Genomic DNA, 26,378 nt, shown 5'->3' with positions numbered 1-26,378 from the left:
TATGGCGAACACGGTTCTTGCAACATCTGATAGTCGTTTGAAAAGGTTTAATCGGGCCAGTATCGAGTTGCTATCGTCAATGCGTTTTGCGATTGCATTGCTAACAATCATTTCAATTGCAAGCATCATCGGAACTGTCATAAAGCAAGGTGAGCCTTACGCTAACTATGTGAATCAATTCGGACCATTTTGGGCAGAGATTTTCAATGGCCTAGGATTGTTTGCGGTTTATACGGCCTGGTGGTTCTTGCTGATCTTGGCATTTCTAGTTGTTTCAGTGTCATTCTGCGTGGTACGCAATGCTCCAAAGATGTTGACCGAGGTTCGTGCCTGGAAAGAGCATGTTCAAGAAGGTGGATTAAGAGCGCTTCATCATCATTTTGAGTTTTCAACTGGTAATTTATCCACACAAGCAGCCGCGGCAAAAATCGCTGATCAGTTAGCAAAAGAAGGCTACTCAGTTAAGACTTTGGTTTCTGAGGACAGTTCTAGAGTGCTTGCCAAAAAAGGTGCTGCCAGTAAATGGGGTTATATCTTCGCGCACAGCGCGATTGTTTTAATTTGTTTGGGTGGCTTGCTTGATGGTGATTTGTTCACGCGCGGACAAATTTGGTTTGGAGGAAAAAGTATTCTTCCTGAGAGCACGCAGGGAATGTTGATATCGGACATTCCTAGTGAACATAAGCTCAGCGAAGCAAACCCAAGTTATCGTGCGAATATTTTTGTTCCTGAGGGTGGCACAAGTGCCACAGCATTGCTTAGCTCAACAAGCGGCAGCATCATTCAAGAGTTACCATTTTCAATTGCGCTGAAAAAATTCCACGTTGAGTATTACAGCACTGGAATGCCAAAGTTATTCATGAGTGAAGTGCTCATCAAGGATCTAGATACTGGCAAAGAAACAGAAGCAAAAATCAAAGTAAATGAGCCGATGATTCATCGAGGCGTGGCTATTTACCAATCAAGCTTTGAAGATGGCGGTTCTAAATTAAAATTGCGCGCATACCCCATGCAGGGCGCCGCTAACTCTGTTCAAACAAGCTTCATCGTTAATGGAAATGTTGGTCAAAGTACCAAGTTAAAGTCCAGTGATGGCACAAGCTACACGCTCGAGTTCAGCGGATTTCGACCAACCAACGTTGAAAACATATCGAATGCGTCAGGTCAGACTGATGTCAGAGGTGTTGCCACGAACGAATCGGATGCGGGATTAAAAAAAGTATTCAGTGATCGTTTAGGTTCCGCTGCAAAAACCAGCAAGCCAGTTGATTTAAAAAATGTCGGGCCATCTGTTCAATATAAATTGAGAGATGCGGCTGGACAGGCTCGTGAATTCAGCAATTACATGCAACCACTTTTCATCGATGAAATGCCGATGTTCATGTTGGGTGTGAGACAGAGTTCTGCTGAAGAATTTAAATACTTACGCATACCAGCAGATGCAAACTTGAGTTTGAATGAGTGGTTAACTTTGAGAACTCTCTTGCAAGATCCAAGCGCACGTCAGCGAGCAGTGCAGCGCTTTATCGCAACCATCAGTCAGCAACAGGGTTTTGGTGGTGCACCACAAATGCTGAACCAATTAAAAGAGAGCGCCACCAGATCGATTGAATTGTTCTCTGGATCAACTGCGTTTGCTGTTAATCAAGCAAAAGAAGCCGGCATCAAGCCAGGTGGTTTTGCTGCTTTAGGCTCGTTCATTGATAAAGCTGTTCCAGAAGCTGATCAACAAAAAGCAGCAGAAGTTGTATTAAAAGTATTGAATGGAGTTATTTGGGAACTTTGGCAAGAGGCCAGGGCTCAACTGAAATTACCTCCCGCTAAAAATGATATGGAAAGTCAGCGATTTATTCAGGCTGCAACATCCGCTTTGTCAGACGTTAATTTTTATCCCGCACCACTGGTCTTCCAATTGGATTCGTTTGAAGAGGTCAAGGCCAGTGTATTTCAGGTGACCAGATCCCCTGGCAAGAACATGGTTTATCTAGGTTGTTTACTATTGACCTTGGGTATTTTTGCAATGTTTTATTTGCCAGAGAGAAGAATCTGGGTCAGAAGTTTAGCTAACGGCAAGCAACTATTCGCCATGTCGACTTCAAGAAAGACATTGGATTTTGAAAAAGAGTTTGAAAAATATCGGAAAGATTTTCAATAATGGAAACTAAATACGTTAGTACGGTTCAAGGTGGCTTGCTTCAAAACCTAAAACAAGGTTTTGCAAATGTTTTTAAAAGCCTAAGCCTGATGGACTACCTATTTGCTTTGGCTTTGTTGGCCGGCGCAATCTTTGCTGAAATTCGTTTTCATAATTTCATGGATAGCTATGAACAAACGATTTTGTTTTGTTCAGTTCCTGCATTAGCTATTTTGGGTTGGGCATGGAAGCCTCTCAGAAGTTTGATGATCGGTTCAACGATACTGACTTTCTTGGCAATTTACTTCTACCAAACACCAGAAGGTGGAGCGCTTGCTAGAGCAGATCAAGCTTTCTTTTTGAAGTACATGCTGTCTAGTCAGTCTGCCATTTTATGGATGAGTGTGTTTTTCTGTTTCAGCACACTCTTCTATACCTTGAATTTGTTTTTTCGCTCACAAAATATGGGATCAACAGGATCTAAATTTTGTTGGGCGGCGGTTTATATTGGCTTAACAGGCATGTTGGTGCGTTGGTATGAGTCTTATTTAATGGGCGCTGATATCGGCCACATTCCTATTTCTAATTTGTATGAAGTATTTATTCTCTTCTGTTTGGTGACAGCTTTATTCCACTTGTATTACGAAGCCAAGTATCAATCTTTGGTTCTAGGTTCATTTGTTTTATGGATCATTGCTGCAGCCGTTGCATTTATTCTTTGGTACAGCGTGACGCGTGATGCTCACCAAATTCAACCATTGGTTCCAGCATTACAAAGCTGGTGGATGAAAATACACGTGCCAGCAAACTTTATTGGTTATGGCACCTTTGCAATTGCAGCGATGTTGGGCGTTGCTTATTTGCTAAAGTCAAAAAATATCTTGGCTGATCGTCTGCCAAGCCTAGAGCTACTTGATGATGTGATGTACAAGGCAATCGCTGTTGGTTTTGCATTCTTTACGATTGCAACCATTCTTGGTGCACTATGGGCGGCCGAAGCTTGGGGTGGTTACTGGAGTTGGGATCCAAAAGAAACATGGGCGCTGATTGTTTGGCTTAACTACGCTGCTTGGTTACACATGCGCTTGATGAAGGGTCTAAGAGGCGTGGTGGCAGCTTGGTGGGCAGTAGTAGGTCTTTTTGTCACGACCTTTGCTTTCATCGGTGTGAACATGTTCTTGTCAGGTTTGCACAGCTACGGTACGCTTTAAATCCTGCCACATGAATGCCAAGTAGAGACCTGAATAAGGCTACTTGGCATATTTTTTAGTTCGGCAACAATCTTTCGTTGGCAAAGAGACTTTCAATTGATTCTCGCTCACGAATCAAGTGAATCGTTGATCCATCCACCATCACTTCTGCTGCTCTACCTCGGGTGTTGTAGTTTGAACTCATGGTGAATCCATAGGCACCCGCGGACAAAATAGCCAGCTGATCACCAGCTTGAACGTTGAGCTCGCGATCTCTTCCAAGCCAATCACCTGACTCACAAATCGGTCCCACGACATCGCAGGTCATGTTCGGCATATTTGATTGCTTCACCGGAACAATTGAGTGATAAGCCTCATACATTGCTGGGCGCATTAAATCATTCATGGCTGCATCAACAATACAAAAATTCTTAGTTTCACCAGGCTTGATGTATTCAACTGTCGTTAATAAAAGACCTGCATTGCCAACCAAAGATCTACCGGGTTCAAATAGCACTTCAAGGTGGCCATAACCTTTGGCTTCAATGTGATTGAGCAAGGTGTTGGCAAAGTCAGTGATGGCTGGTGGAGTGTCATTGGCGTAGTTGATACCCAAGCCACCGCCGATATCCAAGTGATGAATGTTGATACCGTTATCACCAAGTGATTTAATCAACTCCAGCACTCGATCCAAGGCATCTAAATAGGGGCTGATTTCAGTGATCTGTGAGCCAATATGACAATCAATGCCAACAATCTTGCAATTACTCATCGATGCAGCTTCACGATAAGTGTTGATCACTTCGTCGTAGGCAATGCCAAATTTATTGCCTTTCAAGCCAGTTGAAATATAAGGGTGTGTTTTAGGGTCAACATCCGGGTTGACGCGTAAGGAAATCGGCGCAGTAACACCTAAGCTTGCAGCTACTTCATTTAATCTTGAAAGCTCCGGGATTGATTCAAGGTTGAAACATTTAACCCCAGCTTTGAGTGCAGCAATCATTTCAGAGCGGCTTTTGCCTACCCCAGAAAAAACAATTTTTTTGGCTTCGCCGCCAGCTGCTAAAACTCGTGCCAACTCTCCAGCACTGACAATGTCAAAGCCAGCCCCTAAGCGTGCAAAAACATTCAAAATAGCCAAATTGCTATTTGCTTTCATGGCATAGTGAACTTGTGCTCGACGCTCGCCATTTGGTTTAAAACATGCCTTTTCGTAGGCATTAAAAGCATCTGTCAGAGCTTTTCTGCTGTAAACATAAGTGGGTGTCCCAAATTCTTTGGCAATTTGGGAGAGGGGGACATTTTCAGCAAACCATTCTTGCTGGACGATTGAGAAGCCATTCAGGCTTGGAACTGAATTCATTTGGAATCTTTCGCAGGTGGCCACTGTTTGCCAGTGGGTTCTGCTTTTTCAGGATGAGTCGGGGCTGGCGGTATGGTTGGTAGCGTGAGGGGGCCACGTATCCCGCATCCTAAGAGGGATATTGCTACACAAAGAAGCCAAGTCCTAGATACAATAAAACGCATATGATTAAGTATATAAATGATCTCTGACTATAGCATGGCCAATATAAAAATGATGAACAAAAACATAGAAACATTATCAGACGCTGGTTTTTACGCAATTGCTGAAAAAACATTGAAAGCCATCGAGATTTCTTTGGAAGAAGCTTTTCAGGAAACTGATTTAGACCTTGATATCTCCCGTCAAGGTGGCAATGTTGTGAACATTCAATTTGAAGATAAAAGTGTGATTGTTGTGAATACACAATCGCCATTACAGGAGATTTGGGTAGCAGCCAAAGAAGGCGGCTTTCACTATAAGTGGGCTGGTACTCTTCAAGAACCTCTTTGGTTAGACACAAAAACAGGCGCGGAGCTATTCAGTGAATTAAGCCGTCTAGCTAGTCAACAAGCTAAAACTACCTTAGTAGTTAAATTCATTTAAAGCCGCAATGAATCTAAGGCGATGCTTAATCTAAGGTAGTTGTTCTGCCAAAGAATGGGACAAATGCAGGAATAGTCCAGTCACCATCTTGCTGAGCGACGCCTGCAGGCACTGGTCGTGGAGATTCTGGAACACCGTTCAGTGCAGTCTTCATGTACCTGATCCACATAGGTAATGCTAGGCCGCCACCAGTCTCACGATCGCCTAAGCTCTTGGGCTTATCAAAGCCCATCCATGCGACTGCTACGACATCCGATTGATAACCAGCAAACCACGCATCCATGGATTCATTGGTTGTACCTGTTTTTCCGGCAATATCAGATCTGCCTAAAGCAGGTCTTGCTGATGCAGCCGTTCCAGTTTTCGTGACTTCTTGAAGTAGGCTATCCATCACGAAAGCAGTGCGAGCATCCAATGCTCGAAGATTAGGGTCGCCTGCTTTTTGAGGGGTTGCCTCAAACAAAACATTGCCCTTGGCATCGATCACTTTGCTGATCAAGTAGGGTTCAACTCGATAGCCACCGTTAGCGAATACACCATAACCAGTGGCAAGTTCGAGTGGTGTTACCGATCCAGCGCCCAAAGCCATGGTTAAGTAGGGCGGGTGCTTTTCTGCTTCAAAGCCAAAGCGTTGAATAAAGTCTTGAGCGTAACGAGGACCAATCTTTCTGATGACCCTGACAGATACTAAATTTTTAGATTTCGCTAGCGCAGCACGGAGTTTCATTTGACCTTCAAACTTACCATCGTAGTTTTTAGGACTCCACATTTGGCTGCCTGTTTCTAAGCTGCTGATGGACAGAGGCGCATCATTCACCAACGTATTTGGCATGATGCCTTTTTCAAGAGCGGCAGCATAGATGAATGGTTTGAATGATGAACCAGGCTGACGCTGTGCTTGAGAAACCCGGTTGTATTTATTTCTATTGAAATCAAAACCACCAACCAAAGCACGAATACCACCATTGTTCGCATCTAAGCCGATAAAAGCGGCTTCAACCTGAGGCATTTGCGCCAGAATCCAGCGACCATCTGATGGTAATACTCGAATAATGGCGCCAGGTTTGATTTGTTGTTTTGGCTGGGCTTTATCTGACAATGCAACTGCACCAAGCTTGAGGTCATCACCTTTGATTGTGACAGTGTCACCTGTTGCAATCACTGCTTGAATTTCTTTTGGATTAACTGCTATGACTACGCCCGCCAGTAAATCATCACTGCTTGGGTGGTCACTTAAGATGTTGTCAATCGCTCTTTGTCGTGCAGTTAAATCATCAGGAAGTTTGATGTAACCTTCTGGCCCCCTGTATTTATGGCGAAGCTCATAATCCATGATGCCTTTTCGAACAGCAGAATAGGCCGCATCTTGTTCAGCCTTTCTGATGGTGGTGATCACAGTCATGCCTTGTGTGTAAATGCCATCACCATATTCACTGATCAGCATCTGACGAACCATTTCTGTGGCGAAGTCAGCCTTGGTTGTGAACTCTCGACCAACTCCACGAACATGCAGAGTTTCAGCCATGGCGGATTGATACTGGCTTGGCGTGATCATTTTTAAATCACGCATTCTTTGCAAGATATATTCTTGACGAATTTTTGCGCGACGATAATTCACTACTGGGTTATAAGCAGATGGCGCTTTAGGTAAGCCAGCTAGCATTGCTGCTTCAGCAATGGAGATGCGCTGAATATCTTTGCCAAAATAAATTTGAGCAGCACTGCTAAATCCGTAAGCTCGCTGTCCCAAATAAATTTGGTTCATGTACAACTCAAGAATTTGTTCTTTCGATAGATTGGATTCGATTTTCCAAGCTAATAAGACTTCATAAATTTTTCTGGCAAATGATTTTTCATTTGTTAAGAAAAAATTCCTGGCGACTTGCATGGTGATGGTTGATGCACCTTGCGCAAGTCTACCTCGTAAATTAGCAAGGGTGGCTCTTAAAACTCCCCAGTAATCAACGCCGCCATGCTCATAAAAACGCTCATCTTCAATTGCAACAACGGCATTCTTAAGGTAACTCGGAATTTCTTCGATAGCAATGATGTTTCTGCGTTCTTCGCCAAACTCACCAATCAATGCATTGTCAGCGGTGTATATGCGCAGAGGAACTTTAGGGTTGTAGTCTGTGATGGTGTCTAGATCAGGAAGATTCGGTTTGGCAACAACCAGTGCATAAACAATCACCAGGCCCAATAAGATCAGGCCAGCGCTTCCCAAGAAAATACCCCAACGAATTAAATATTGCTGCCAATTGCGTCGTGGTTTTCTAGATTGTGCACCCCCGCCTAAGCGTGAGGGTGGTCTGACGGGCTTGCGAGATTCACTCATGTCTTGATTATAGAGATAGCTTGAAAAGAGGGGTATGAAAAAAATTCAGGGAAACCCTGACAAAAATTTCAGAATTTTCTGACAAGAAATCAGCATTTTGCTGATTTCTGAAGGCGGAGCCCGTCTAGATAATCCTTGAATGATCAAACGCAACTTCACTTCAGACTCTTATGACCGGGCTTTTACTGAGCAAGAGATAAAAACACCAGTTTTTCATCAAGAGCTCATTAAAAAATTGACCGGCGAGCAAGTTCAACTTTTTTGCTCAAAACATGGACTTTTTCTACTGAGCTTTTTCAATCTCATTGGGATCCTTGCGTCACTAATTTTTATGATGAGCCAATTACATGACCTTCATCAGCACATCGATGAGGGGCGTAGCAAAGTCTTAAAACTAGAAAATTTGGTAAAGGTGCTTGGAAATCCTCCAGAGAAAACCAGGCACCAGGAATTATCTCAGCGAGAAAGCGAGCCTGAGCCAGAACTGATCAGCAGTGACTTAAACATCAGATATTTAGGCCTTATGCATGCAGGGCATTCATTCAAGGCCTATGTAGAAATTGATGAAGTCACGGGCTTCTTTCGTAAAGGGCAAATGATTGATGGTCGTTGGCGGATCAAATCATTTGATCAGTCTCAGATGGTCTTGGAATCAATCAAGGGTCAGCAAGTGACCATTCTTTTGGAGTAATGAGGATGAATAAAAGAAGGTTATGGCTGAAGTGGTCTTTGATGACGTTGATTGTTCGTGCTTCTAGTACGTCTGCCCAAGAAAGTTTTTCAGGCAAAGCGATCACCCTTAAATTTTCATCGATAGATCTTCGACAACTCTTGCAAATGTTGGCAGATATGCGGGGATTGAATTTGATGATGAGCGATAAGGTGTCTGGCAAAACCAGCATCAATATGAGAAATGCATCATGGCAAACAACCTTTGACTCGGTTTTGGCTAGTAAATCTCTTGGTTCACGTTTTGATAAAGATGTTTTATGGGTGGCACCCTATGAAGAGCTCGCCTTGTTTCATCAAAGACAAAAAGACCGTGAGCAGCAGCATCAAATGGGGCAGATGGGAGAGTTGCGTCAAATCATGATTGAGGCAAGGATTGTTGAGGCGGAGAGAAGGTTTGCGCAAAACTTGGGGGCAAAATTGGCTTATCAACAGCAGCCCAATTTAAAAACAGGCCATCATCTCGGCGCTTCTGGTCTGAATGGGTTTGAACCGGGAACTGCGGCCATCACTCTATTGGGCAAGCAAGCAACCCAAGCTTTGAATATGGAACTTTCAGCCTTAGAGTCGAATGGCTTAGGGAATATTGTGTCGAATCCAAGGGTGTTGGCCGCTGAGAATACTCAGGCCTTGATTGAGCAGGGCACTGAATTACCTTATCAGTCATCCGCTGGTCAGGGTGCCACAAAAGTCCAGTTCAGGAAAGCCAACCTTCGTTTGGAGGTTAAACCGCGGATTCAGAAAAATCAGATGATTGTTTTAGATGTGGACATCAATAAAGACAGTGTCGGAGTAAAAACAGAACAAGGCTTTGCTATTGATACCAAGCATGTCAAAACACAGGTTTTGGTTGAAAGCGGTGGAACGGTGATTTTGGGAGGCATTTTTCAAGAAACAGAAAGAAAAGATGATGCCAAGGTGCCATTCTTGGGCTCAATTCCATTGATTGGCTTTCTTTTCCGGCAAGAGTCGAAGTTCAAGGACAAAACAGAATTATTAATTTTTTTAACGCCAACCTTGGTTTCTGGTCAAAAGCCTCAGTAGAATCTCATGTATGAACAGTTTTCCAGAAAATATCTTTTTAGTTGGGGTGATGGGCGCCGGTAAAACCACCGTTGGCCGTCTCCTTGCTAAAAAATTAGGAAGACGATTTGTGGATTCGGATCATGAGATTGAGGCCCGCTGCGGCGTTCGCATTCCAACCATTTTTGAAATGGAGGGTGAGGAAGGATTTCGCAAGCGTGAGGCTCAGGTCATTGATGAATTAACCCAAGAAAAGAATTTGGTTTTGGCTACGGGTGGCGGCGCTGTTTTATTGCCTGAAAATCGTCAACATTTGCATCAAAGAGGCGTGGTTGTATATTTGCGTGCAACACCGCATGAGCTTTGGTTAAGAACTCGTAATGACAAAGGTAGACCATTGTTGAATAACGATGATCCTAGAGGCACCCTTGAAAAGCTTTTCGCAATTCGTGATCCCTTGTACAGAGAAACCGCCCATCATGTGATTGATACTGGTAAGCCCAGCGTCACTCAGTTGGTGAACACACTAATGATGCAATTCGAATTATCAACATGAACACTCTTCAATTAGATTTAGGTGATCGCAGTTATCCGATTCATATTGGATCTCAATTACTTGCTCAAGCAGACTTATATAAAAAACACATCAAGGGTACTTTCACAGCGGTGGTCACCAATGAAACGGTTGCTCCTTTGTATGCCGATAAGGTGGTTAAAACCCTAGAGGGCATTGGTCAAAAAGTGAAGCTGATTGTTTTGCCTGATGGTGAAGTATTTAAAACATGGGAAGTGTTACAAAAGATTTTTGATGGCTTGTTAGAAAACTCAGCTGACCGAAAAACCACCCTGGTTGCCTTGGGTGGTGGTGTGATTGGTGATATGACAGGCTTTGCTGCTGCATGCTATATGCGCGGCATTAAATTCATTCAGGTTCCAACCACCTTGTTATCTCAAGTGGACTCTTCAGTCGGTGGCAAGACAGGCATCAACCATCCTTTGGGTAAAAACATGGTGGGCGCTTTTCATCAGCCGCAAGCCGTGATTGCTGATTTAGATACTTTAAAGACTTTGCCGCCTGAAGAATTGGCGGCGGGTTTGGCTGAAGTGATCAAGCATGGCGCTATTGCTGACTCTGAATTTTTATCTTGGATTGAGAAAAACCAAGACGCACTGAATAACTGTGATCCAGCTGCCATGGAGTACGCCGTGCGCCGCTCATGTGAAATCAAATCTGAAGTGGTAGCTCAAGATGAAAAAGAAGGTGGCATTCGTGCGATCTTGAATTTTGGCCATACCTTTGGTCATGCGATTGAAGCGGGCATGGGTTACGGTGCTTGGCTTCACGGCCAAGCGGTTGGTTGTGGCATGGTCATGGCCGCTGATTTATCAGTTCGAGTGGGTTTACTATCCGAAGCTGAGGCATCACGTTTAAAGAAAATCATCGAAGCACTTCGTTTGCCAACTCAACCACCTAAATTAGGGGTTGATCGTTTCATGGAATTGATGAGCGTTGATAAAAAAGCAGAAGGTGGCGAAGTCCGTTACATTTTGCTCAATGGTTTGGGTCAGGCAAAAATTCAAACAGTGGATGATGACCTTGTGATTCAAACACTGATCTCCAATGGGGTAGCTTGATGAGCTTGCTTGAGTGAGTTGTGATGAGCTTAGCTAGTTACGCAGCAAACCCAGCATTATCTTTAGGGCGCTTGCATCCTGAGCCAGAGGAGCCAACCCAATCTGGCCGAAATGTATTTCAACGAGACCGAGACAGAATCATTCATTCAACCGCCTTTCGTCGGCTTGAATATAAAACACAAGTTTTTTTAAATCATGAAGGCGATCACTTCAGAAATCGCTTGACCCACAGTTTGGAAGTTGCGCAGATTGGTCGTTCGGTGGCCAGGCGCTTAAATCTCAACGAAGACTTGGTAGAAGCTATTTCTTTGGCTCATGATTTGGGTCACACGCCTTTTGGTCATGCGGGCCAAGATGCACTCAATGAATGCATGAAAGAATATGGAGGCTTTGAACACAATTTACAAAGTTTATGGGTCGTTGATTTTTTAGAAGAGCGCTACGCAAGGTGGGATGGCTTAAATCTTTCTTTTGAAACTCGTGAAGGCATTCTGAAACATTGCTCCAGAAAAAATGCTGAAAAATTAGGTCCTTTGGGAGAGAGATTTTTAAAGGGACATCAACCTAGTTTAGAAGCTCAGTTGGCTAACTTTGCTGATGAAATCGCTTATAACAATCATGACATTGACGATGGTATTCGCTCGGGTTTATTAAACATTCAGCAACTATCTGAGGTTGCCTTGTGGCAAGAGCAGCATAATCGGGTGAAACATTCATTTCCTGATTTGACTGGGCGTCGTTTGGTCTATGAAGTGATTAGACACATCATTCATGTGCTCGTTGATGATTTGGTTAAAGAAACGCAGCGCCGACTTGAGGAGTTCTCGCCAAGCACCATTGACGATGTGCGTCATGGTTCACCCATGGTTGGCTTCTCCGCAAGCATGCGTGAACAAGCCGGTGCGATGAAAAAGTTCCTTTTTAAAAACTTGTATCGTCATCCACAAGTGCAATCTGTCACAAGTGAAGCAGCCAACATGGTTAAAGTGTTATTTGCACACTACCAACAATCCCCACAAGACTTGCCTGAGGGGTTTAGATCAGAAGATGATTTGTCGCGACGCATATCGCATTACATTGCTGGCATGACAGATCGTTTTGCCAATAAAGAATTTCATAAGTTGACTGCTTAAATGGCCAGACTTCAAAGAGTGGTTCTTCCTGGTTATCCGCTTCATATCATGGTCAGGGGGCACAACTCCAAAGATATTTTTATTTCTGATGAAGATAAAAAATCTTATCTTGAATGGCTCAAAGATGCGGCACGAGAATATGAGCTTGCTATTCATGCTTTTGGATTGATGCCCAATCACGTGCATATTTTGGCCACCCCAAAAACTGTCTTAAGCGCTTCTAAAGTCATGCAATCGATTGGACGCCGTTACGCACAATTGTTTAATCAAACACATGCTTCAAGTGGCACTGTGTGGGAGGGCAGATTCAAATCCTGCTTGATTGACCCTGATGCTTACTTTTTATTGGTTCAAAAATACATCGAACAAAATCCAGTGAGAACTGGATTGGTTCAAAAACCTGAAGAATGGCCTTGGTCCAGTTACCGACATCATGCTGGAGCCGAAACAATCCCTTGGATTGCTGATCACCCTTCCTATTGGGCGATTGCTAATACTCCTTTTGAGCGTCAAATGGCCTGGCAAAGATCGGTTTTAGAGCCCTTAAGCCCGAATGAGGTGGAAAAAGTAAGTAAACACTTAAGCTATGGCTGGCCAATGGCAGGGGATGTGTTTTTAAAACAATTGGCCCTCAAAACATCCAGGCCCCTTCAGCCTCGACTTGCTGGCAGACCAAAAAAGTCCTAAAAAGCCATAAAAGAAACAAGTTTTGCCATAATTTGGTGCATGAATCTCCTCATTTTAATTGACTATGTCCCCAATTTATCGATTTAATTGTTTAGCCATTAAATAATTAGTGACAGACACCAATTATTTTTATTGCTTGCCCACGGGTAATCCCCTATAGTTGTCAAAAACCTCGTTATGTCGGGGACAAAGTCTTTAATAAAGACATCCATTGTTATTTATCAAGGAAATATCTGTGACTACTACTCCTTCATTGCGCCCTGAAGCGCAAGGTCTTTATGACCCCGTCAATGAACACGACGCTTGTGGCGTTGGTTTCGTTGCGCACATCAAGGGCCATAAGAGCCATGACATCGTTTCTCAAGGTTTAAAGATTCTTGAGAACATCGATCACCGCGGTGCGGTGGGTGCAGATCCTTTGATGGGTGACGGCGCCGGTATCTTGATCCAAATTCCAGACCAGTTCTATAGAGAAGAAATGGCCAAGCAAGGCGTGAATTTGCCGCCAGCAGGTGAGTACGGTGTTGGTATGGTGTTCATGCCAAAAGAAAGTGCTTCACGCTTAGCCTGTGAGCAAGAATTAGAAAGAACGGTACGCATTGAAGGACAAGTGGTTCTCGGTTGGAGAGATGTGCCAGTTGATGCAACTATGCCAATGTCACCGACTGTTAGAAAAACAGAACCAGTGATTCGCCAAATTTTCATTGGTCGCGGCCGCGACATCATGACAACCGACGCTTTAGAACGCAAGTTGTATGTCATCAGAAAAACAGGCAGCCACGCAATTCAAGCATTACAACTTCAGCATGGCAAAGAGTACTTTGTGACTTCTATGTCAGCCAGAACAGTGGTTTACAAAGGTCTTCTTTTGGCAAACCAAGTAGGTGCTTATTACGAGGATTTAAAAGATTCAAGAGTGGTGTCAGCGCTGGCTCTAGTGCATCAACGCTTCTCAACCAACACATTCCCAGCATGGGAGTTAGCACACCCATACCGCATGATTGCTCATAACGGAGAAATCAACACAGTTAAGGGCAACGTCAATTGGATCAACGCAAGAACGGGTGCTATCAGTTCACCAGTGCTTGGTGATGATTTACAAAAATTATGGCCTTTGATTTATCCGGGTCAATCAGACACAGCCAGTTTTGATAACTGTTTAGAGTTGTTGGTGATGGCTGGATACCCAATGGCACACGCCATGATGATGATGATTCCTGAGGCATGGGAACAACATACATTGATGGATGACAACCGTCGTGCATTCTATGAATACCACGCAGCGATGATGGAGCCATGGGATGGTCCAGCAGCGATTGCTTTCACGGATGGTCGTCAAATTGGCGCAACTTTAGATCGAAATGGTCTGCGTCCAGCACGTTATTACGTGACTGATGATGACTTGGTCATCATGGCTTCAGAGGCAGGTGTATTGACCTTCCCAGAAAATAAAATTGTTAAGAAGTGGCGCTTGCAACCAGGCAAGATGTTCTTGATTGACATGGAGCAAGGTCGCATCATTGATGACATTGAGTTGAAAGATGCATTAGCAAAAGCCAAACCATACAAGAGCTGGATTGAAGCAGTTCGTATTAAGCTTGATGAAATCGACGTGACGTCGGAAGATGTCAAACAAGATGCACAGAATATTCGTCCTGCAGCTAGCTTGTTAGATCGTCAACAAGCATTCGGTTATACGCAAGAAGATTTGAAGTTCTTGATGGCACCGATGGCTTCATCAGGTGAGGAAGCGATTGGTTCCATGGGTAATGACAGCCCATTAGCAGTTCTATCAAATAAGAACAAACCTTTGTACAACTACTTTAAGCAGTTATTCGCTCAGGTAACAAACCCACCAATCGATCCTATTCGTGAAAACATGGTGATGTCTTTGGTTTCATTCGTGGGACCTAAGCCTAATTTGTTGGATACCAACAACATCAATCCACCGATGCGCTTAGAAGTGTCACAACCAATTTTGGATTTTGATGACATCGCTAAAGTTCGTCACATTGAACACTACACAGGCGGCAAGTTCCGCTCATACGAGTTGGATATTTGCTATCCATCAGCATGGGGCAAAGATGGTGTGGAAGCGCGCCTTGCTTCACTATGTGCTGAAGCAGTAGATGCAGTTCATTCTGGCTACAACATTTTGATCATCAGCGATCGTCAAGTGGCTGCTGATCACGTGGCTATTCCGGCACTATTGGCAACATCAGCCATTCATCAACATTTGGTTGATAAAGGCTTGCGCACAAGCACTGGTTTGGTAGTTGAAACAGGCAGTGCGCGCGAGACACATCACTTTGCATTATTAGCAGGTTACGGAGCTGAAGCAGTTCATCCGTACTTGGCAATGGAAACTTTGGTTGATATGGCCAAAGGTTTGAAAGGTGATTTATCTGCTGAGAAAGTTGTTAAGAACTTCACTAAAGCTGTGGGCAAGGGCTTGCAAAAAGTGATGTCTAAGATGGGTATCTCAACATACATGTCTTACACCGGCGCACAGATTTTTGAAGCCATCGGTTTGAATAAAGAGTTGATCGATAAATACTTCAAAGGTACCGCATCGAATGTAGGTGGTATTGGTATTTTCGAAGTGGCTGAAGAAGCATTGAAGATGCACAGCTTGGCATTTGGTAATGATCCAACATTGACCAATATGTTGGATGCTGGTGGTGAGTACGCTTTCCGTGTTCGTGGTGAAGATCACATGTGGACACCAGACTCAATTGCTAAGTTGCAGCACTCAACACGTCAGGGCCCAGAAAAAGGCGGCTACCAAACGTACAAAGAGTACGCCAACATCATCAATGATCAAACCAAGCGTCATATGACTTTGCGTGGTCTGTTTGAGTTCAAGATTGATCCTAATAAAGCAATTCCATTAGATGAAGTTGAGTCAGCAAAAGAAATCGTGAAGCGTTTCGCAACAGGTGCGATGTCTTTAGGTTCTATTTCTACAGAAGCTCACGCAACTTTAGCAATCGCGATGAACCGCATCGGTGGTAAGTCAAACACTGGTGAAGGTGGTGAAGATAACAAGCGTTATCGCAATGAGCTCAAAGGTATTGCGATCAAGAATGGTGAAACTTTGGCCAGCATCCTTGGCGATGATGTGATCGAAGCAAACATCCCATTGAGCGAAGGCGATTCATTGCGTTCTAAGATCAAGCAAGTTGCTTCAGGTCGTTTTGGTGTGACTGCTGAGTATTTAACTTCTGCTGATCAAATTCAGATCAAGATGGCTCAGGGTGCTAAGCCTGGTGAAGGCGGTCAGCTTCCTGGAAGCAAGGTATCAGATTACATCGGTAAATTGCGTTATTCAGTACCGGGTGTTGGTTTGATTTCTCCTCCTCCGCACCATGACATTTACTCAATTGAAGATTTGGCTCAATTGATCCATGATTTGAAAAACGTTAACAGTAAAGCTGACATTTCAGTGAAGTTGGTTTCTGAGGTGGGTGTTGGTACGGTTGCTGCTGGTGTTGCCAAGGCAAAAGCAGATCACGTTGTGATCGCTGGCCATGATGGCGGTACAGGCGCATCACCGTTGTCATCGATCAAGCATGCTGGTAGCCCATGGGAATTGGGTCTTGCTGAAACACAGCAAACATTGGTATTGAATGGTTTGCGCAGTCGTATTCGTGTTCAAGCAGACGGACAAATGAAGACCGGTCGTGACGTGGTGATTGGTGCTCTATTGGGCGCTGATGAATTTGGTTTTGCTACTGCACCATTGGTGGTTGAAGGTTGCATCATGATGCGCAAGTGTCATTTGAATACTTGTCCAGTGGGCGTGGCAACACAAGACCCTGAATTGCGTAAGAAGTTTTCAGGTAAGCCAGAACACGTTGTGAATTTCTTCTTCTTCATCGCTGAAGAAGCTCGCGAAATCATGGCGCAATTAGGTATCCGCAAATTTGACGACTTAATCGGTCATACAGAGCTCTTGGATACGAAGAAGAGCATTGATCACTGGAAAGCCCGTGGTTTGGATTTCACGAAGATCTTCCAAGCTCCAAATGTTCCGGCAAGCGTGCCTAAGTTCCAAGTTGAAACTCAAGACCATGGTTTAAGTACAGCCTTGGATCATGCTTTGATTGAAAAATCAAAAGCTGCTTTAGAAAAAGGCGAGCGAGTTTCATTCATTCAACCAATCAAGAACGTGAACCGTACAGCTGGTGCGATGTTGTCTGGTGAGGTGGCGAAACGTTATGGTCACGAAGGTTTGCCTGATGACACGATTCATATTCAATTGAATGGCACCGCTGGTCAAAGTTTTGCAGCCTTCTTGGCGCATGGCGTGACGATGGATTTGGTTGGTGACGGCAATGACTACGTGGGCAAAGGTTTGTCAGGTGGTCGAGTGATTGTTCGTGCGCCACATGAATTCCGTGGTGATACATCGCAAAACATCATTGTTGGTAACACAGTGCTTTACGGAGCAATCGCTGGTGAAGCTTTCTTCAACGGTGTTGCTGGTGAGCGTTTTGCAGTTCGAAACTCAGGTGCGATTGCGGTTGTTGAGGGCACAGGCGATCACGGTTGTGAATACATGACCGGCGGTACGGTTGTGGCTCTTGGTTTAACAGGCCGTAACTTTGCTGCAGGTATGAGCGGCGGTATTGCTTATGTTTACGATGAAGATGGTTTGTTTGCTAAACGCTGCAACACCAGCATGGCAACTCTTGAGCCAGTTCTCAGTTCAGCAGAGCAAGAAGCCAAGATGCCTAAGCCAGAATGGCACGCTCCAGTGAATGTGAAAGAAGGTGGCGAGCGTTTAACGGATGAAGTCATTTTGAAGAATTTGATTGAGCGCCATTTCAAACACACAGGTTCAGAACGTGCAAAAGCAATTTTGGCTGATTGGGACAAGTCACGTGCGCGTTTCTTAAAAGTATTCCCGACTGAATATAAGCGCGCTTTGGGTGAGCTTTGGGAGAAATCTCAAGGCAACAAACAAACCGCTTCTGTTTAAGTGATGAATCAAGAGATAAAGGAATAAAGATGGGTAAGGTCACTGGATTTATGGAATTTGAGCGCCTCAGCGAGCATTATGAGGAGCCACAAAAACGCGTGAAGCATTACAAAGAGTTTGTGATGACTTTGTCAGATGATGAGGCAAAAACTCAGGGTGCTCGTTGTATGGATTGCGGTATTCCGTTTTGCAATAGCGGTTGCCCAGTTAACAACATCATTCCTGACTTCAATGATTTGGTGTATCAGCAAGATTGGAAGAATGCGATTGATGTTTTGCATTCAACCAATAACTTCCCTGAGTTCACGGGTCGTATTTGTCCAGCACCTTGTGAGGCTGCTTGCACATTGGGTATTAATGAGGCACCTGTCGGCATCAAATCAATTGAGCACGCCATTATTGATAAGGCATGGGCCAATGATTGGGTGAAACCTCAGGTCGCCAAACAAAAAACAGGTAAAAAAGTAGCCATCGTTGGATCAGGTCCTGCAGGCATGGCCGCTGCTCAGCAATTGGCTCGTGTGGGTCATGATGTCACGCTTTATGAAAAGAACGATCGTGTCGGTGGTTTGTTGCGTTATGGCATCCCTGACTTCAAGATGGAAAAAACTTTGATTGATCGTCGTGTCGAGCAGATGAAGGCCGAGGGCGTAAAATTTGAGACAGGTACTTTTGTTGGTAAAGATACTTTGGGTAAAGAAGTTAAGAATTACTCCAAGAAAGTAGTTTCTCCAGAGCAGTTACAAAAAGACTTTGATGCAGTTGTCATCACTGGTGGTGCAGAGCAGCCACGTGATTTACCAGTTCCTGGTCGTGAGCTATCAGGCATTCACTATGCATTAGAGTTTTTGATTCCTCAGAACAAAGAAGTTGCTGGAGACAACAAAAATGAAATCCGTGCAGACGGCAAGCATGTGATCGTGATTGGTGGCGGTGACACTGGTTCAGACTGTGTGGGTACATCGAATCGTCATGGCGCAGCTTCAATCTCACAATTTGAATTGTTGCCTCAGCCACCTGAGCAAGAAAACAAACCATTGGTTTGGCCATATTGGCCAACCAAGTTGCGCACATCTTCATCGCATGATGAAGGCTGTGATCGTGATTGGTCAGTGGCAACCAAGCGTTTTGAAGGTAAAAATGGCAAGGTTGAAAAGTTGATCGGTGTGCGTCTTGAATGGAAAGACGGCAAGATGCAAGAGATTGCTGGCAGCGAATTTGAAATGAAAGCAGATTTGGTGTTTTTAGCCATGGGCTTTGTGTCACCAGCTCAGCAAGTATTAGATGCATTTGGTGTTGAAAAAGATCCTCGCGGTAATGCTAAAGCCAGTACCGAAGGTGAAAAGGCTTACTACACCAATGTGCCTAAGATTTTTGCTGCAGGCGACATGCGTCGCGGTCAATCTTTGGTGGTCTGGGCTATTCGTGAAGGTCGTCAATGTGCACGAGCTGTTGACGAGTTTTTGATGGGTAGCAGCGTTTTGCCACGTTAATTGATTAAACATCATCAGCTATTGATACACTGCCATCATGATTTCAACAATAAACATGGTGGCAGTCTGTAAATGACATATTCCGTTGAACCCACTGAATCAATTGTTTCACTAAAAGGCGTCGACTTTTCTTATGCGCCTGGGGAAAGAAACATTCTTTCTGGCCTCAATATGGAGTTCCCGCGCGGCAAAGTGATTGCTGTGATGGGTGGTTCTGGTTGCGGTAAAACCACGGTCTTGCGTTTGATTGGCGGACAAGTCACAGCTCAACAAGGCGAGGTGATGTTCGAAGGTCAAAACGTTGGCTTGATGAACACCCAGCAGTTGATGGCTGCACGCCGACGCATGGGCATGCTGTTTCAGTTTGGTGCTTTATTCACTGACATGAGTGTTTTTGAAAACGTCGCCTTCCCATTGCGTGAACATACCAAATTAAGTGAAGCAACTTTGCGTGATTTGGTGCTGATGAAACTCAATGCTGTTGGCTTGCGCGGAGCGCGTGATTTAATGCCTTCACAAATTTCAGGTGGAATGGCTAGACGCGTTGCTCTTGCGAGAGCCATTGCGCTCGATCCTCCATTGATCATGTACGACGAGCCATTCGCTGGCTTGGATCCGATTTCTTTGGGCATCACTGCTCGCTTGATTAAAAACATGAATCAAGCCTTAGGCGCCACAAGTATTTTGGTGACCCACGATATTCCAGAAACATTTGAAATTGCAGATTATGTTTATTTCATTGCAAACGGAACGATTGCTGCTGAAGGCACTCCGGATGACTTGAAACTATCGACAGATCCATTTGTGAAGCAGTTTGTTTCTGCTGATCCTGATGGCCCTGTGCCATTTCATTACCCTGGAAAAACATTGGCTGAAGATTTTGGAGCTCAGTCATGAACAGTGTTTTAAATACATTAGGTAATTTGGGTGCCTTTGTTCGAGAGCATCTGGTGGGGCTCGGTTATGCCTCAAGGATGTTTGTCACCATAATGCGACGCTCTGCCTTCTTGCTGAAGCGTCCTCGCTTGGTCACTGATCAAGTACATTTTGTTGGCAATTATTCTTTTGTGATCATTGCTGTATCAGGATTATTTGTTGGTTTTGTTTTGGGCTTGCAAGGTTATTACACCTTGAACCGTTATGGTTCTGAGCAGGCCCTTGGTTTATTGGTGGCTTTGTCATTGGTTCGTGAATTGGGCCCAGTGGTCACTGCACTTTTATTTGCTGGTCGTGCTGGAACATCGTTGACCGCTGAAATTGGTCTCATGAAAGCAGGCGAACAATTAAGCGCCATGGAAATGATGGCCGTGGATCCTTTGACCCGAGTGATTGCTCCAAGATTGTGGGCTGGCATCATCGCGATGCCAATCCTGGCCGCCATTTTTAGTGCGGTGGGCATCATGGGCGGTTATTTAGTGGGTGTACCATTGATCGGTGTGGACGATGGTGCATTTTGGGCACAAATGCAAGCGGGTGTTGATGTCGTTAAAGACATTGGTAATGGCGTGATCAAGAGCATGGTGTTCGGCGTTGCTGTTACTTTTATTGCTTTGTATCAAGGTCATGAAGCTAAGCCAACACCAGAGGGTGTTGCAAGAGCAACCACTCGAACAGTGGTGATTGCTTCCTTAGCAGTATTGGCGCTGGATTTCCTTTTAACTGCAGTGATGTTCTCAAGCTGATAAAGTCTTATAAATTCTGTAAATATTATGAAAAAACAATCATTAGATATCTGGGTCGGTTTATTTGTGGCGCTCGGCCTCTTGGCTTTGCTATTTTTAGCATTGAAGGCTGGAAATATGAGCGCTTTTACTTTTGAGCCAACTTATCAAGTAAGTGCCAAGTTTGACAACATTGGTGGATTGAAGCCGCGTGCTCCTGTGAAGAGTGCGGGCGTGGTGGTTGGGCGTGTTTCAGAAATTCGTTTTGATGATCAAAGTTATCAAGCCACGGTGTTCATGAATTTAGAAGAGCGTTACAAGTTCCCTAAAGACAGTTCTGCCAAGATTTTGACTTCTGGTTTATTGGGTGAGCAGTACATTGGTTTAGAAGCTGGCGGCGATGAAGCCATGATTGCTGGTGGTAGCAAGTTAGCTCAAACACAATCAGCCATCGTTTTAGAAAACCTGATCAGTCAGTTTTTATATAACAAAGCCTCTGATGGCGCGCCATCGGACAAGAAATAGATCGAATACTTAAAAGAAAGAAGATTGACGATTCAATATGTTGAACTTAATCAATAAAACAATCATAAAAAAAATCTTGATGTTCAGCGTGATCCTGATGACTGGTTGTGCCACCACTCAACAAAATGAGCGCGTTGCCAAGATCGATCCATTTGAGCCCATGAATCGTGCGGTTTTTTCATTCAATGAAGCAGCTGATGATTATGTGATCAAACCAATTGCGCAAGCCTATAAATTTGTCTTGCCTGAATTTGTTCGCACAGGCGTAACAAACTTTTTTAGCAACATCAATGATGTGTTGATTGCAGCCAATAATTTATTACAAGCTAAACCTGTTGAAGCAGCGAGCGACATTGGACGATTTTTAATTAACTCGACCATCGGTGTTTTGGGTTTATTTGATGTCGCCACTGATATGGGTTTGGATAAGAATAGAGAAGATTTCGGCCAAACGCTTGGCGTTTGGGGTATTTCTGATGGCCCATATATTGTGTTGCCATTCTTCGGCCCAAGTAACGTGAGAGATACAGTTGGTTTGGTGGTTGATATCGAAACTGATTTCATGATCAACACCAATAAACTCAATAGCGATGAAAAAATCGCTGTGAATGCTCTGAGAGTGATCAATCGTCGTGCAGACTTATTGGATGCAGGGCAACTTTTGGAAGATGCTGCATTTGATAAGTACAGCTTTATGCGAGATGGCTATTTACAGCGTCGCCGCAATCAGGTTTATGACGGCAATCCCCCTCCTGTGAAAGAGGAAGATTGACGAGAAAGACTGACCCTCTGAAATTGCTAGGCATTATCTATACAATTTAGGTATCTGATACAGATCTATTAAATAAGGCACTTCGACTAATGATGCACCCTATTTTGAATAAAACATTTGCAACTATTGCTTTGACATTGATCACGGCAACAGCTTCTTTTGCTCAAGCGCCGCAAGCTGCAGCTAATATGAGCACACCAGATGGCTTGGTGAAGTTTGTGGTTGAAGATGTGATGAATACCATCAAATCTGATAAAGCCATTCAAAGTGGTGATTTAAGAAAAATCAATGCTTTGGTTGATCAAAAGATTTTGCCTTACAGTGACTTTCAAAAAACCACTCGTTTAGCGATGGGTCGCAACTGGCCGAAGGCTACACCCGCGCAGCAAGCTTTGATCACGCAAGAATTTAAGACGCTATTGATACGTATCTATGGTGGCGCTTTGGCGCAAGTAAAGGATCAAAAGATTCAATACAAGCCATTCAGAGCGTCTGCAGATGACATCGATGTGATTGTTAGAACAGTGGTTGTCGGTAAGGGCGAGCCAATTCAGTTGGACTATCGTTTAGAAAAGACCGCGAACGCTTGGCGTGTTTATGACATCAACATTTTAGGTGCTTGGTTGGTTGAGTCATACCGCAACCAATTCAATGATCAAGTCAGCAAAGGTGGCATTGACGGCTTGATTCAGTTTTTACAACAAAGAAATAATTCTTTGGCCAACGCTAAATAACAATGACTGTTAGCTTCAAATTTCCTGCAAAGATTGATCACGCGAATGTTGAGTCCGTGTTGGCCGATGGGCTTGGCATGATGAAGACTTTGGCGCAGGGAAGTTTGATGGTGATTGACTGCAAGGACTTGCAATCGTTCGACTCGAGTGCCTTAAGCATGATTTTATCGATGAAGCGTCAAGCGCAAATGCAGTCAGTCAATATTCAATTAGACGCCATACCTGAAAAACTAGCGAGCTTAGCAACGGTTTATGGTTTATCAGATGTTGTGCTTGCATGAGTGCGATTGAATTTAAAAACCTCAGTAAAAATTACGGCCCTTTACTAGCACTTAATGACATTAATTTAAGTATTGAAGAGGGCGAGTTCTTTGGATTGTTAGGTCCTAACGGGGCTGGTAAAACAACACTCATTTCTATCTTGGCTGGCTTATGCAAACCAACTCATGGTCAAGTAAAAGTCATGGGTCATGATGTTCAAACAGACTTTCGTGCAGCTAGACGTTTGCTCGGCATAGTTCCACAAGAATTGGTATTTGATCCCTTTTTCAATGTTCGCGAGGCGCTTGAGTTTCAATCAGGTTACTTTGGTATTAAAAATAATGGCGCCTGGATAGATGAAATCATGCATCACTTGGGTTTAACTGATAAAGCCAATAAAAACATGCGCGCTCTTTCTGGTGGTATGAAGCGTCGTGTCTTGGTGGCTCAGGCTTTGGTTCATCGTCCACCCGTGATTGTCTTGGATGAGCCAACGGCAGGTGTGGATGTGGAGTTGCGTCAATCGCTTTGGAAGTTCATCAGCCGCTTGAATCAAGAGGGTCACACGATTGTGTTGACCACTCATTATCTTGAAGAGGCCGAGCAATTGTGCAATCGCATCGCGATGCTAAAAAAAGGTCAAATCGTGGCCTTAGATACGACTGCTAATTTATTGGCAAGAGTAAAAAACCCAAATGCGAAAGATGGCGACTTGGAAGATGTCTTCATGCAAATCATGCAAGAGGAGAGTGACTCTTGAGTCAATCAAATTTGAATACCTTCGAATCAAGCAGTGGTTTTTATGCGCTCTTCTATAAAGAAGTTAAAAGATTTTGGCGGGTGAGTTTTCAGACGGTGGCCGCACCAGTTTTAACAGCCATCTTGTATTTGATGATTTTTGGTCATGTCTTAGAAGATCATGTCAAAGTGTATGACACCATTGGCTACACCGCATTTTTAATCCCTGGTTTGGTGATGATGAGTTTGTTGCAAAATTCTTTTGCGAATACATCCTCGTCTTTGATTCAGTCAAAAATCACAGGCAATTTGATTTTTGTATTGCTGGCCCCTCTGTCACATTTTGAATTCTTCTCTGCTTATGTCTTGGCTGCCATGGTCAGAGGCATTGCCGTAGGAGCGGGTGTGTTTTTGGCAACCTGCTGGTTCACGGATGTGAGTTTTGTTCATCCTTTGTGGGTGATTGTCTTTGGCCTGTTGAGTGCCGCACTATTGGCAGCGCTTGGTTTGATCGCAGGCATTTGGGCGGAAAAGTTTGATCAGTTGGCGGCATTCCAGAATTTCTTCATCATGCCTGCGACGATGTTGTCGGGAGTTTTTTATTCAATTCACAGCTTGCCACCCATTTGGCAAACCATTTCTCATTTCAATCCATTCTTCTACATGATCGATGGTTTTAGGTATGGATTTTTTGGTATTTCTGATGTGTCACCTTGGTTCAGCTTATTGGTCATCGGCGTTTTCTTTACTGGGGTGGCTGGTTTAACCTTGAAGCTGTTATCGACCGGTTATAAATTAAGACATTAATGGACCTTATTTCATTGATGATTGTTATTTAAAAGAGATATTCATATGTTGCCAACACCTGAACAAGTCAAAAGCTATATTGCCAATGGTATTAATTGCCTTCATCTCGACGTTGAGGGAGATGGCCAACATTTTTTTGCTACGATTGTGAGTGCTGACTTTGAGGGCTTGCGTTTGGTCCAACGTCATCAAAAAGTCTATGCTGCTTTGGGCGATCGAATGAAATCTGAGATTCATGCCCTATCATTCAAGGCATTGACGCCAGAAGAGCATGCGGCTGGAAAATAATTAAAAGGTTATTAGACGTGGATAAGTTATCAATACAAGGCGGTATTCCTCTAAAAGGTGAGATCACCATTACCGGTGCTAAAAACGCGGCGCTGCCAATTTTGTGCGCAGGTCTTTTAAGTGCTGAGCCGATCACTTTAAGAAATCTTCCTGATCTTCAGGATGTGCGCACGATTCTAAAAATTTTGGCGCAGATGGGTTTGAAGGTCACATTCCCGAATCCGGATGATCGTTCAGTGGTTATTCTGGATGGCTCTGATATTCACACACCGGAAGCTTCTTATGACTTGGTGAAAACCATGCGCGCGTCTATCTTGGTATTAGGCCCATTGTTGGCGCGTTTTGGTCATGCCAAAGTATCTTTGCCAGGCGGTTGTGCGATTGGCGCGCGCCCAGTGGATCAGCACATCAAGGGCTTGAAAGCCATGGGTGCGGATATTCATATTGAGCATGGTTACATCGAAGCAAAGTTTGGTAAAAATCCGAATGCCTTGGTGGGTGCAAAAATTTTGACCGACATGATCACGGTCACCGGCACAGAAAACTTGATGATGGCAGCAGTTTTAGCTGAAGGTGAAACAGTTTTAGAAAATGCCGCCCGTGAACCAGAGGTCACAGATTTAGCAGAATTGCTAATCAAGATGGGCGCCAACATCAAGGGTCTTGGTACTGATCGTTTGATCATCAAGGGAGTGAAGGCTTTGCATGGTGCTGAGCACAGCATCATTCCGGATCGTATTGAAACAGGCACATTCATGTGCGTGGCAGGTGCCATGGGTGAGGTGGGTGCTGATTTGATGATCAAGAATGCTCGTCCTGATACCTTGGATGTGGTGATTGATAAATTACGCGAAGCGGGTTTAAAGATTGAAGTAGGGGCTGATTGGATCCATGTGACCATGAATCAACGTCCTAAAGCCGTTAGTTTCAAGACTTCTGAATACCCGGCGTTCCCAACCGATATGCAGGCCCAGTTCATGGCCATGAACGCGATTGCCAATGGCACATCACGGGTCACGGAAACCATCTTTGAGAATCGTTTCATGCACGTTCAAGAGCTGAATCGCTTGGGTGCCAATATTGTGATCGAGGGCAATACCGCGACCACCGAGGGTGTCAAAGGCTTATCGGGAGCCATTGTGATGGCCACGGATTTGCGTGCATCTGCCAGTTTGGTGATTGCTGGCTTGGCCGCTCAGGGCGAGACGATTGTGGATCGGATTTACCATTTGGACCGTGGATATGACCGAATGGAGAAAAAATTAGCCGCAGTAGGCGCTAACATCGTTCGCATGAAATAA

The 26,378-nt window shown here is 44.2% G+C and carries 24 protein-coding genes; 21 read left to right on the top strand and 3 right to left on the bottom strand.

What is annotated here, in order from left to right; translation table 11 throughout:
* Position 1: 1 nt before the first annotated feature.
* Complete coding sequence (locus ICE88_RS03900) at positions 2–2,155, top strand: cytochrome c biogenesis protein ResB (RefSeq protein ID WP_216249676.1); 2,154 nt, start codon at positions 2–4, stop codon at positions 2,153–2,155.
* A complete protein-coding gene (ccsB, locus tag ICE88_RS03895) occupies positions 2,155–3,345 on the top strand; it encodes a c-type cytochrome biogenesis protein CcsB (RefSeq protein ID WP_216249673.1) in 1,191 nt (396 codons plus the stop codon). The genes ICE88_RS03900 and ccsB overlap by 1 nt, the downstream gene beginning before the upstream one ends.
* A gap of 55 nt (positions 3,346–3,400) precedes the next feature.
* Here ccsB and lysA read toward each other — a convergent pair whose 3' ends face one another.
* Both lysA and ICE88_RS08500 read right to left on the bottom strand, forming a co-directional pair.
* Positions 3,401–4,687: a diaminopimelate decarboxylase gene (gene lysA / locus ICE88_RS03890; protein WP_216249670.1), complete on the bottom strand. Its 1,287-nt coding sequence runs from the start codon at positions 4,685–4,687 to the stop codon at positions 3,401–3,403.
* Positions 4,684–4,851, bottom strand: coding sequence for a lipoprotein (locus tag ICE88_RS08500; protein ID WP_223146539.1), 168 nt, complete (start codon positions 4,849–4,851; stop codon positions 4,684–4,686). The genes lysA and ICE88_RS08500 overlap by 4 nt, the downstream gene beginning before the upstream one ends.
* Before the next feature lie 34 nt (positions 4,852–4,885).
* Between ICE88_RS08500 and cyaY the strand changes: the two genes are divergently transcribed.
* A complete protein-coding gene (gene cyaY / locus ICE88_RS03885; RefSeq protein WP_255535205.1) occupies positions 4,886–5,272 on the top strand; it encodes an iron donor protein CyaY in 387 nt (128 codons plus the stop codon).
* A 25-nt stretch (positions 5,273–5,297) separates the two neighbouring features.
* Here the strand turns inward: cyaY and ICE88_RS03880 are convergent, their stop codons facing one another.
* Complete coding sequence (locus ICE88_RS03880; protein WP_216249667.1) at positions 5,298–7,607, bottom strand: penicillin-binding protein 1A; 2,310 nt, start codon at positions 7,605–7,607, stop codon at positions 5,298–5,300.
* A 334-nt stretch (positions 7,608–7,941) separates the two neighbouring features.
* Here ICE88_RS03880 and ICE88_RS03875 point away from each other — a divergent pair, with 334 nt between their 5' ends.
* From ICE88_RS03875 to murA, 18 genes are all read left to right on the top strand, one after another.
* Positions 7,942–8,298 (top strand): hypothetical protein, encoded by a 357-nt coding sequence (locus ICE88_RS03875; protein WP_216249664.1) that lies wholly within the window; start codon positions 7,942–7,944, stop codon positions 8,296–8,298.
* Positions 8,299–8,303: 5 nt separating this feature from the next.
* Positions 8,304–9,380 carry a type II and III secretion system protein gene (locus ICE88_RS03870; RefSeq protein ID WP_216249660.1) on the top strand — a complete coding sequence of 359 codons (1,077 nt, stop codon included), beginning with the start codon at positions 8,304–8,306 and terminating at the stop codon, positions 9,378–9,380.
* A gap of 10 nt (positions 9,381–9,390) precedes the next feature.
* Positions 9,391–9,915, top strand: coding sequence for a shikimate kinase (locus ICE88_RS03865; RefSeq protein ID WP_216249657.1), 525 nt, complete (start codon positions 9,391–9,393; stop codon positions 9,913–9,915).
* Entirely contained in the window at positions 9,912–10,994 is a 1,083-nt protein-coding gene (gene aroB / locus ICE88_RS03860; protein WP_216249655.1) for a 3-dehydroquinate synthase, read from the top strand. Before ICE88_RS03865 ends, aroB begins: the two co-directional genes overlap by 4 nt.
* 23 nt (positions 10,995–11,017) lie before the next feature.
* Positions 11,018–12,127: a deoxyguanosinetriphosphate triphosphohydrolase gene (locus tag ICE88_RS03855; RefSeq protein ID WP_216249651.1), complete on the top strand. Its 1,110-nt coding sequence runs from the start codon at positions 11,018–11,020 to the stop codon at positions 12,125–12,127.
* A complete protein-coding gene (locus tag ICE88_RS03850) occupies positions 12,128–12,814 on the top strand; it encodes a transposase (RefSeq protein WP_216249648.1) in 687 nt (228 codons plus the stop codon). It abuts the gene before it with no gap.
* 235 nt (positions 12,815–13,049) lie between these two features.
* Positions 13,050–17,798 carry a glutamate synthase-related protein gene (locus ICE88_RS03845; RefSeq protein ID WP_370624426.1) on the top strand — a complete coding sequence of 1,583 codons (4,749 nt, stop codon included), beginning with the start codon at positions 13,050–13,052 and terminating at the stop codon, positions 17,796–17,798.
* A 29-nt stretch (positions 17,799–17,827) separates the two neighbouring features.
* Entirely contained in the window at positions 17,828–19,291 is a 1,464-nt protein-coding gene (locus ICE88_RS03840; protein WP_216249646.1) for a glutamate synthase subunit beta, read from the top strand.
* Between the two features lie 72 nt (positions 19,292–19,363).
* On the top strand, positions 19,364–20,188 hold the full coding sequence (locus ICE88_RS03835) for an ABC transporter ATP-binding protein (RefSeq protein ID WP_216249643.1): 825 nt from the start codon (positions 19,364–19,366) through the stop codon (positions 20,186–20,188).
* Entirely contained in the window at positions 20,185–20,973 is a 789-nt protein-coding gene (gene mlaE / locus ICE88_RS03830) for a lipid asymmetry maintenance ABC transporter permease subunit MlaE (protein ID WP_089515028.1), read from the top strand. Before ICE88_RS03835 ends, mlaE begins: the two co-directional genes overlap by 4 nt.
* Before the next feature lie 27 nt (positions 20,974–21,000).
* Positions 21,001–21,477, top strand: coding sequence for an outer membrane lipid asymmetry maintenance protein MlaD (mlaD, locus tag ICE88_RS03825; RefSeq protein WP_089515029.1), 477 nt, complete (start codon positions 21,001–21,003; stop codon positions 21,475–21,477).
* Positions 21,478–21,556: 79 nt separating this feature from the next.
* Positions 21,557–22,249, top strand: coding sequence for a VacJ family lipoprotein (locus ICE88_RS03820; protein ID WP_255535202.1), 693 nt, complete (start codon positions 21,557–21,559; stop codon positions 22,247–22,249).
* Between the two features lie 89 nt (positions 22,250–22,338).
* Positions 22,339–22,983 (top strand): phospholipid-binding protein MlaC, encoded by a 645-nt coding sequence (locus ICE88_RS03815; protein ID WP_251370170.1) that lies wholly within the window; start codon positions 22,339–22,341, stop codon positions 22,981–22,983.
* Between the two features lie 2 nt (positions 22,984–22,985).
* The gene (locus ICE88_RS03810; RefSeq protein WP_216249638.1) at positions 22,986–23,264 is read left to right on the top strand and encodes a lipid asymmetry maintenance protein MlaB; all 279 of its coding nucleotides are present in this window, start codon (positions 22,986–22,988) and stop codon (positions 23,262–23,264) included.
* Entirely contained in the window at positions 23,261–24,004 is a 744-nt protein-coding gene (locus tag ICE88_RS03805; protein WP_216249636.1) for an ABC transporter ATP-binding protein, read from the top strand. The genes ICE88_RS03810 and ICE88_RS03805 overlap by 4 nt, the downstream gene beginning before the upstream one ends.
* Positions 24,001–24,789, top strand: a complete 789-nt coding sequence (locus ICE88_RS03800) for an ABC transporter permease (RefSeq protein ID WP_216249634.1) — start codon at positions 24,001–24,003, stop codon at positions 24,787–24,789. Before ICE88_RS03805 ends, ICE88_RS03800 begins: the two co-directional genes overlap by 4 nt.
* Positions 24,790–24,834: 45 nt before the next feature.
* Positions 24,835–25,077, top strand: coding sequence for a BolA family protein (locus tag ICE88_RS03795; RefSeq protein ID WP_216249632.1), 243 nt, complete (start codon positions 24,835–24,837; stop codon positions 25,075–25,077).
* Between the two features lie 17 nt (positions 25,078–25,094).
* On the top strand, positions 25,095–26,378 hold the full coding sequence (gene murA / locus ICE88_RS03790) for a UDP-N-acetylglucosamine 1-carboxyvinyltransferase (RefSeq protein ID WP_216249630.1): 1,284 nt from the start codon (positions 25,095–25,097) through the stop codon (positions 26,376–26,378).

Origin of the sequence: Polynucleobacter sp. AM-26B4 (genome assembly GCF_018882285.1) — a bacterium.
In the GTDB taxonomy this organism is placed as follows: Bacteria; Pseudomonadota; Gammaproteobacteria; order Burkholderiales; family Burkholderiaceae; genus Polynucleobacter.
This window is presented reverse-complemented; position numbering and strand designations above follow the sequence as displayed.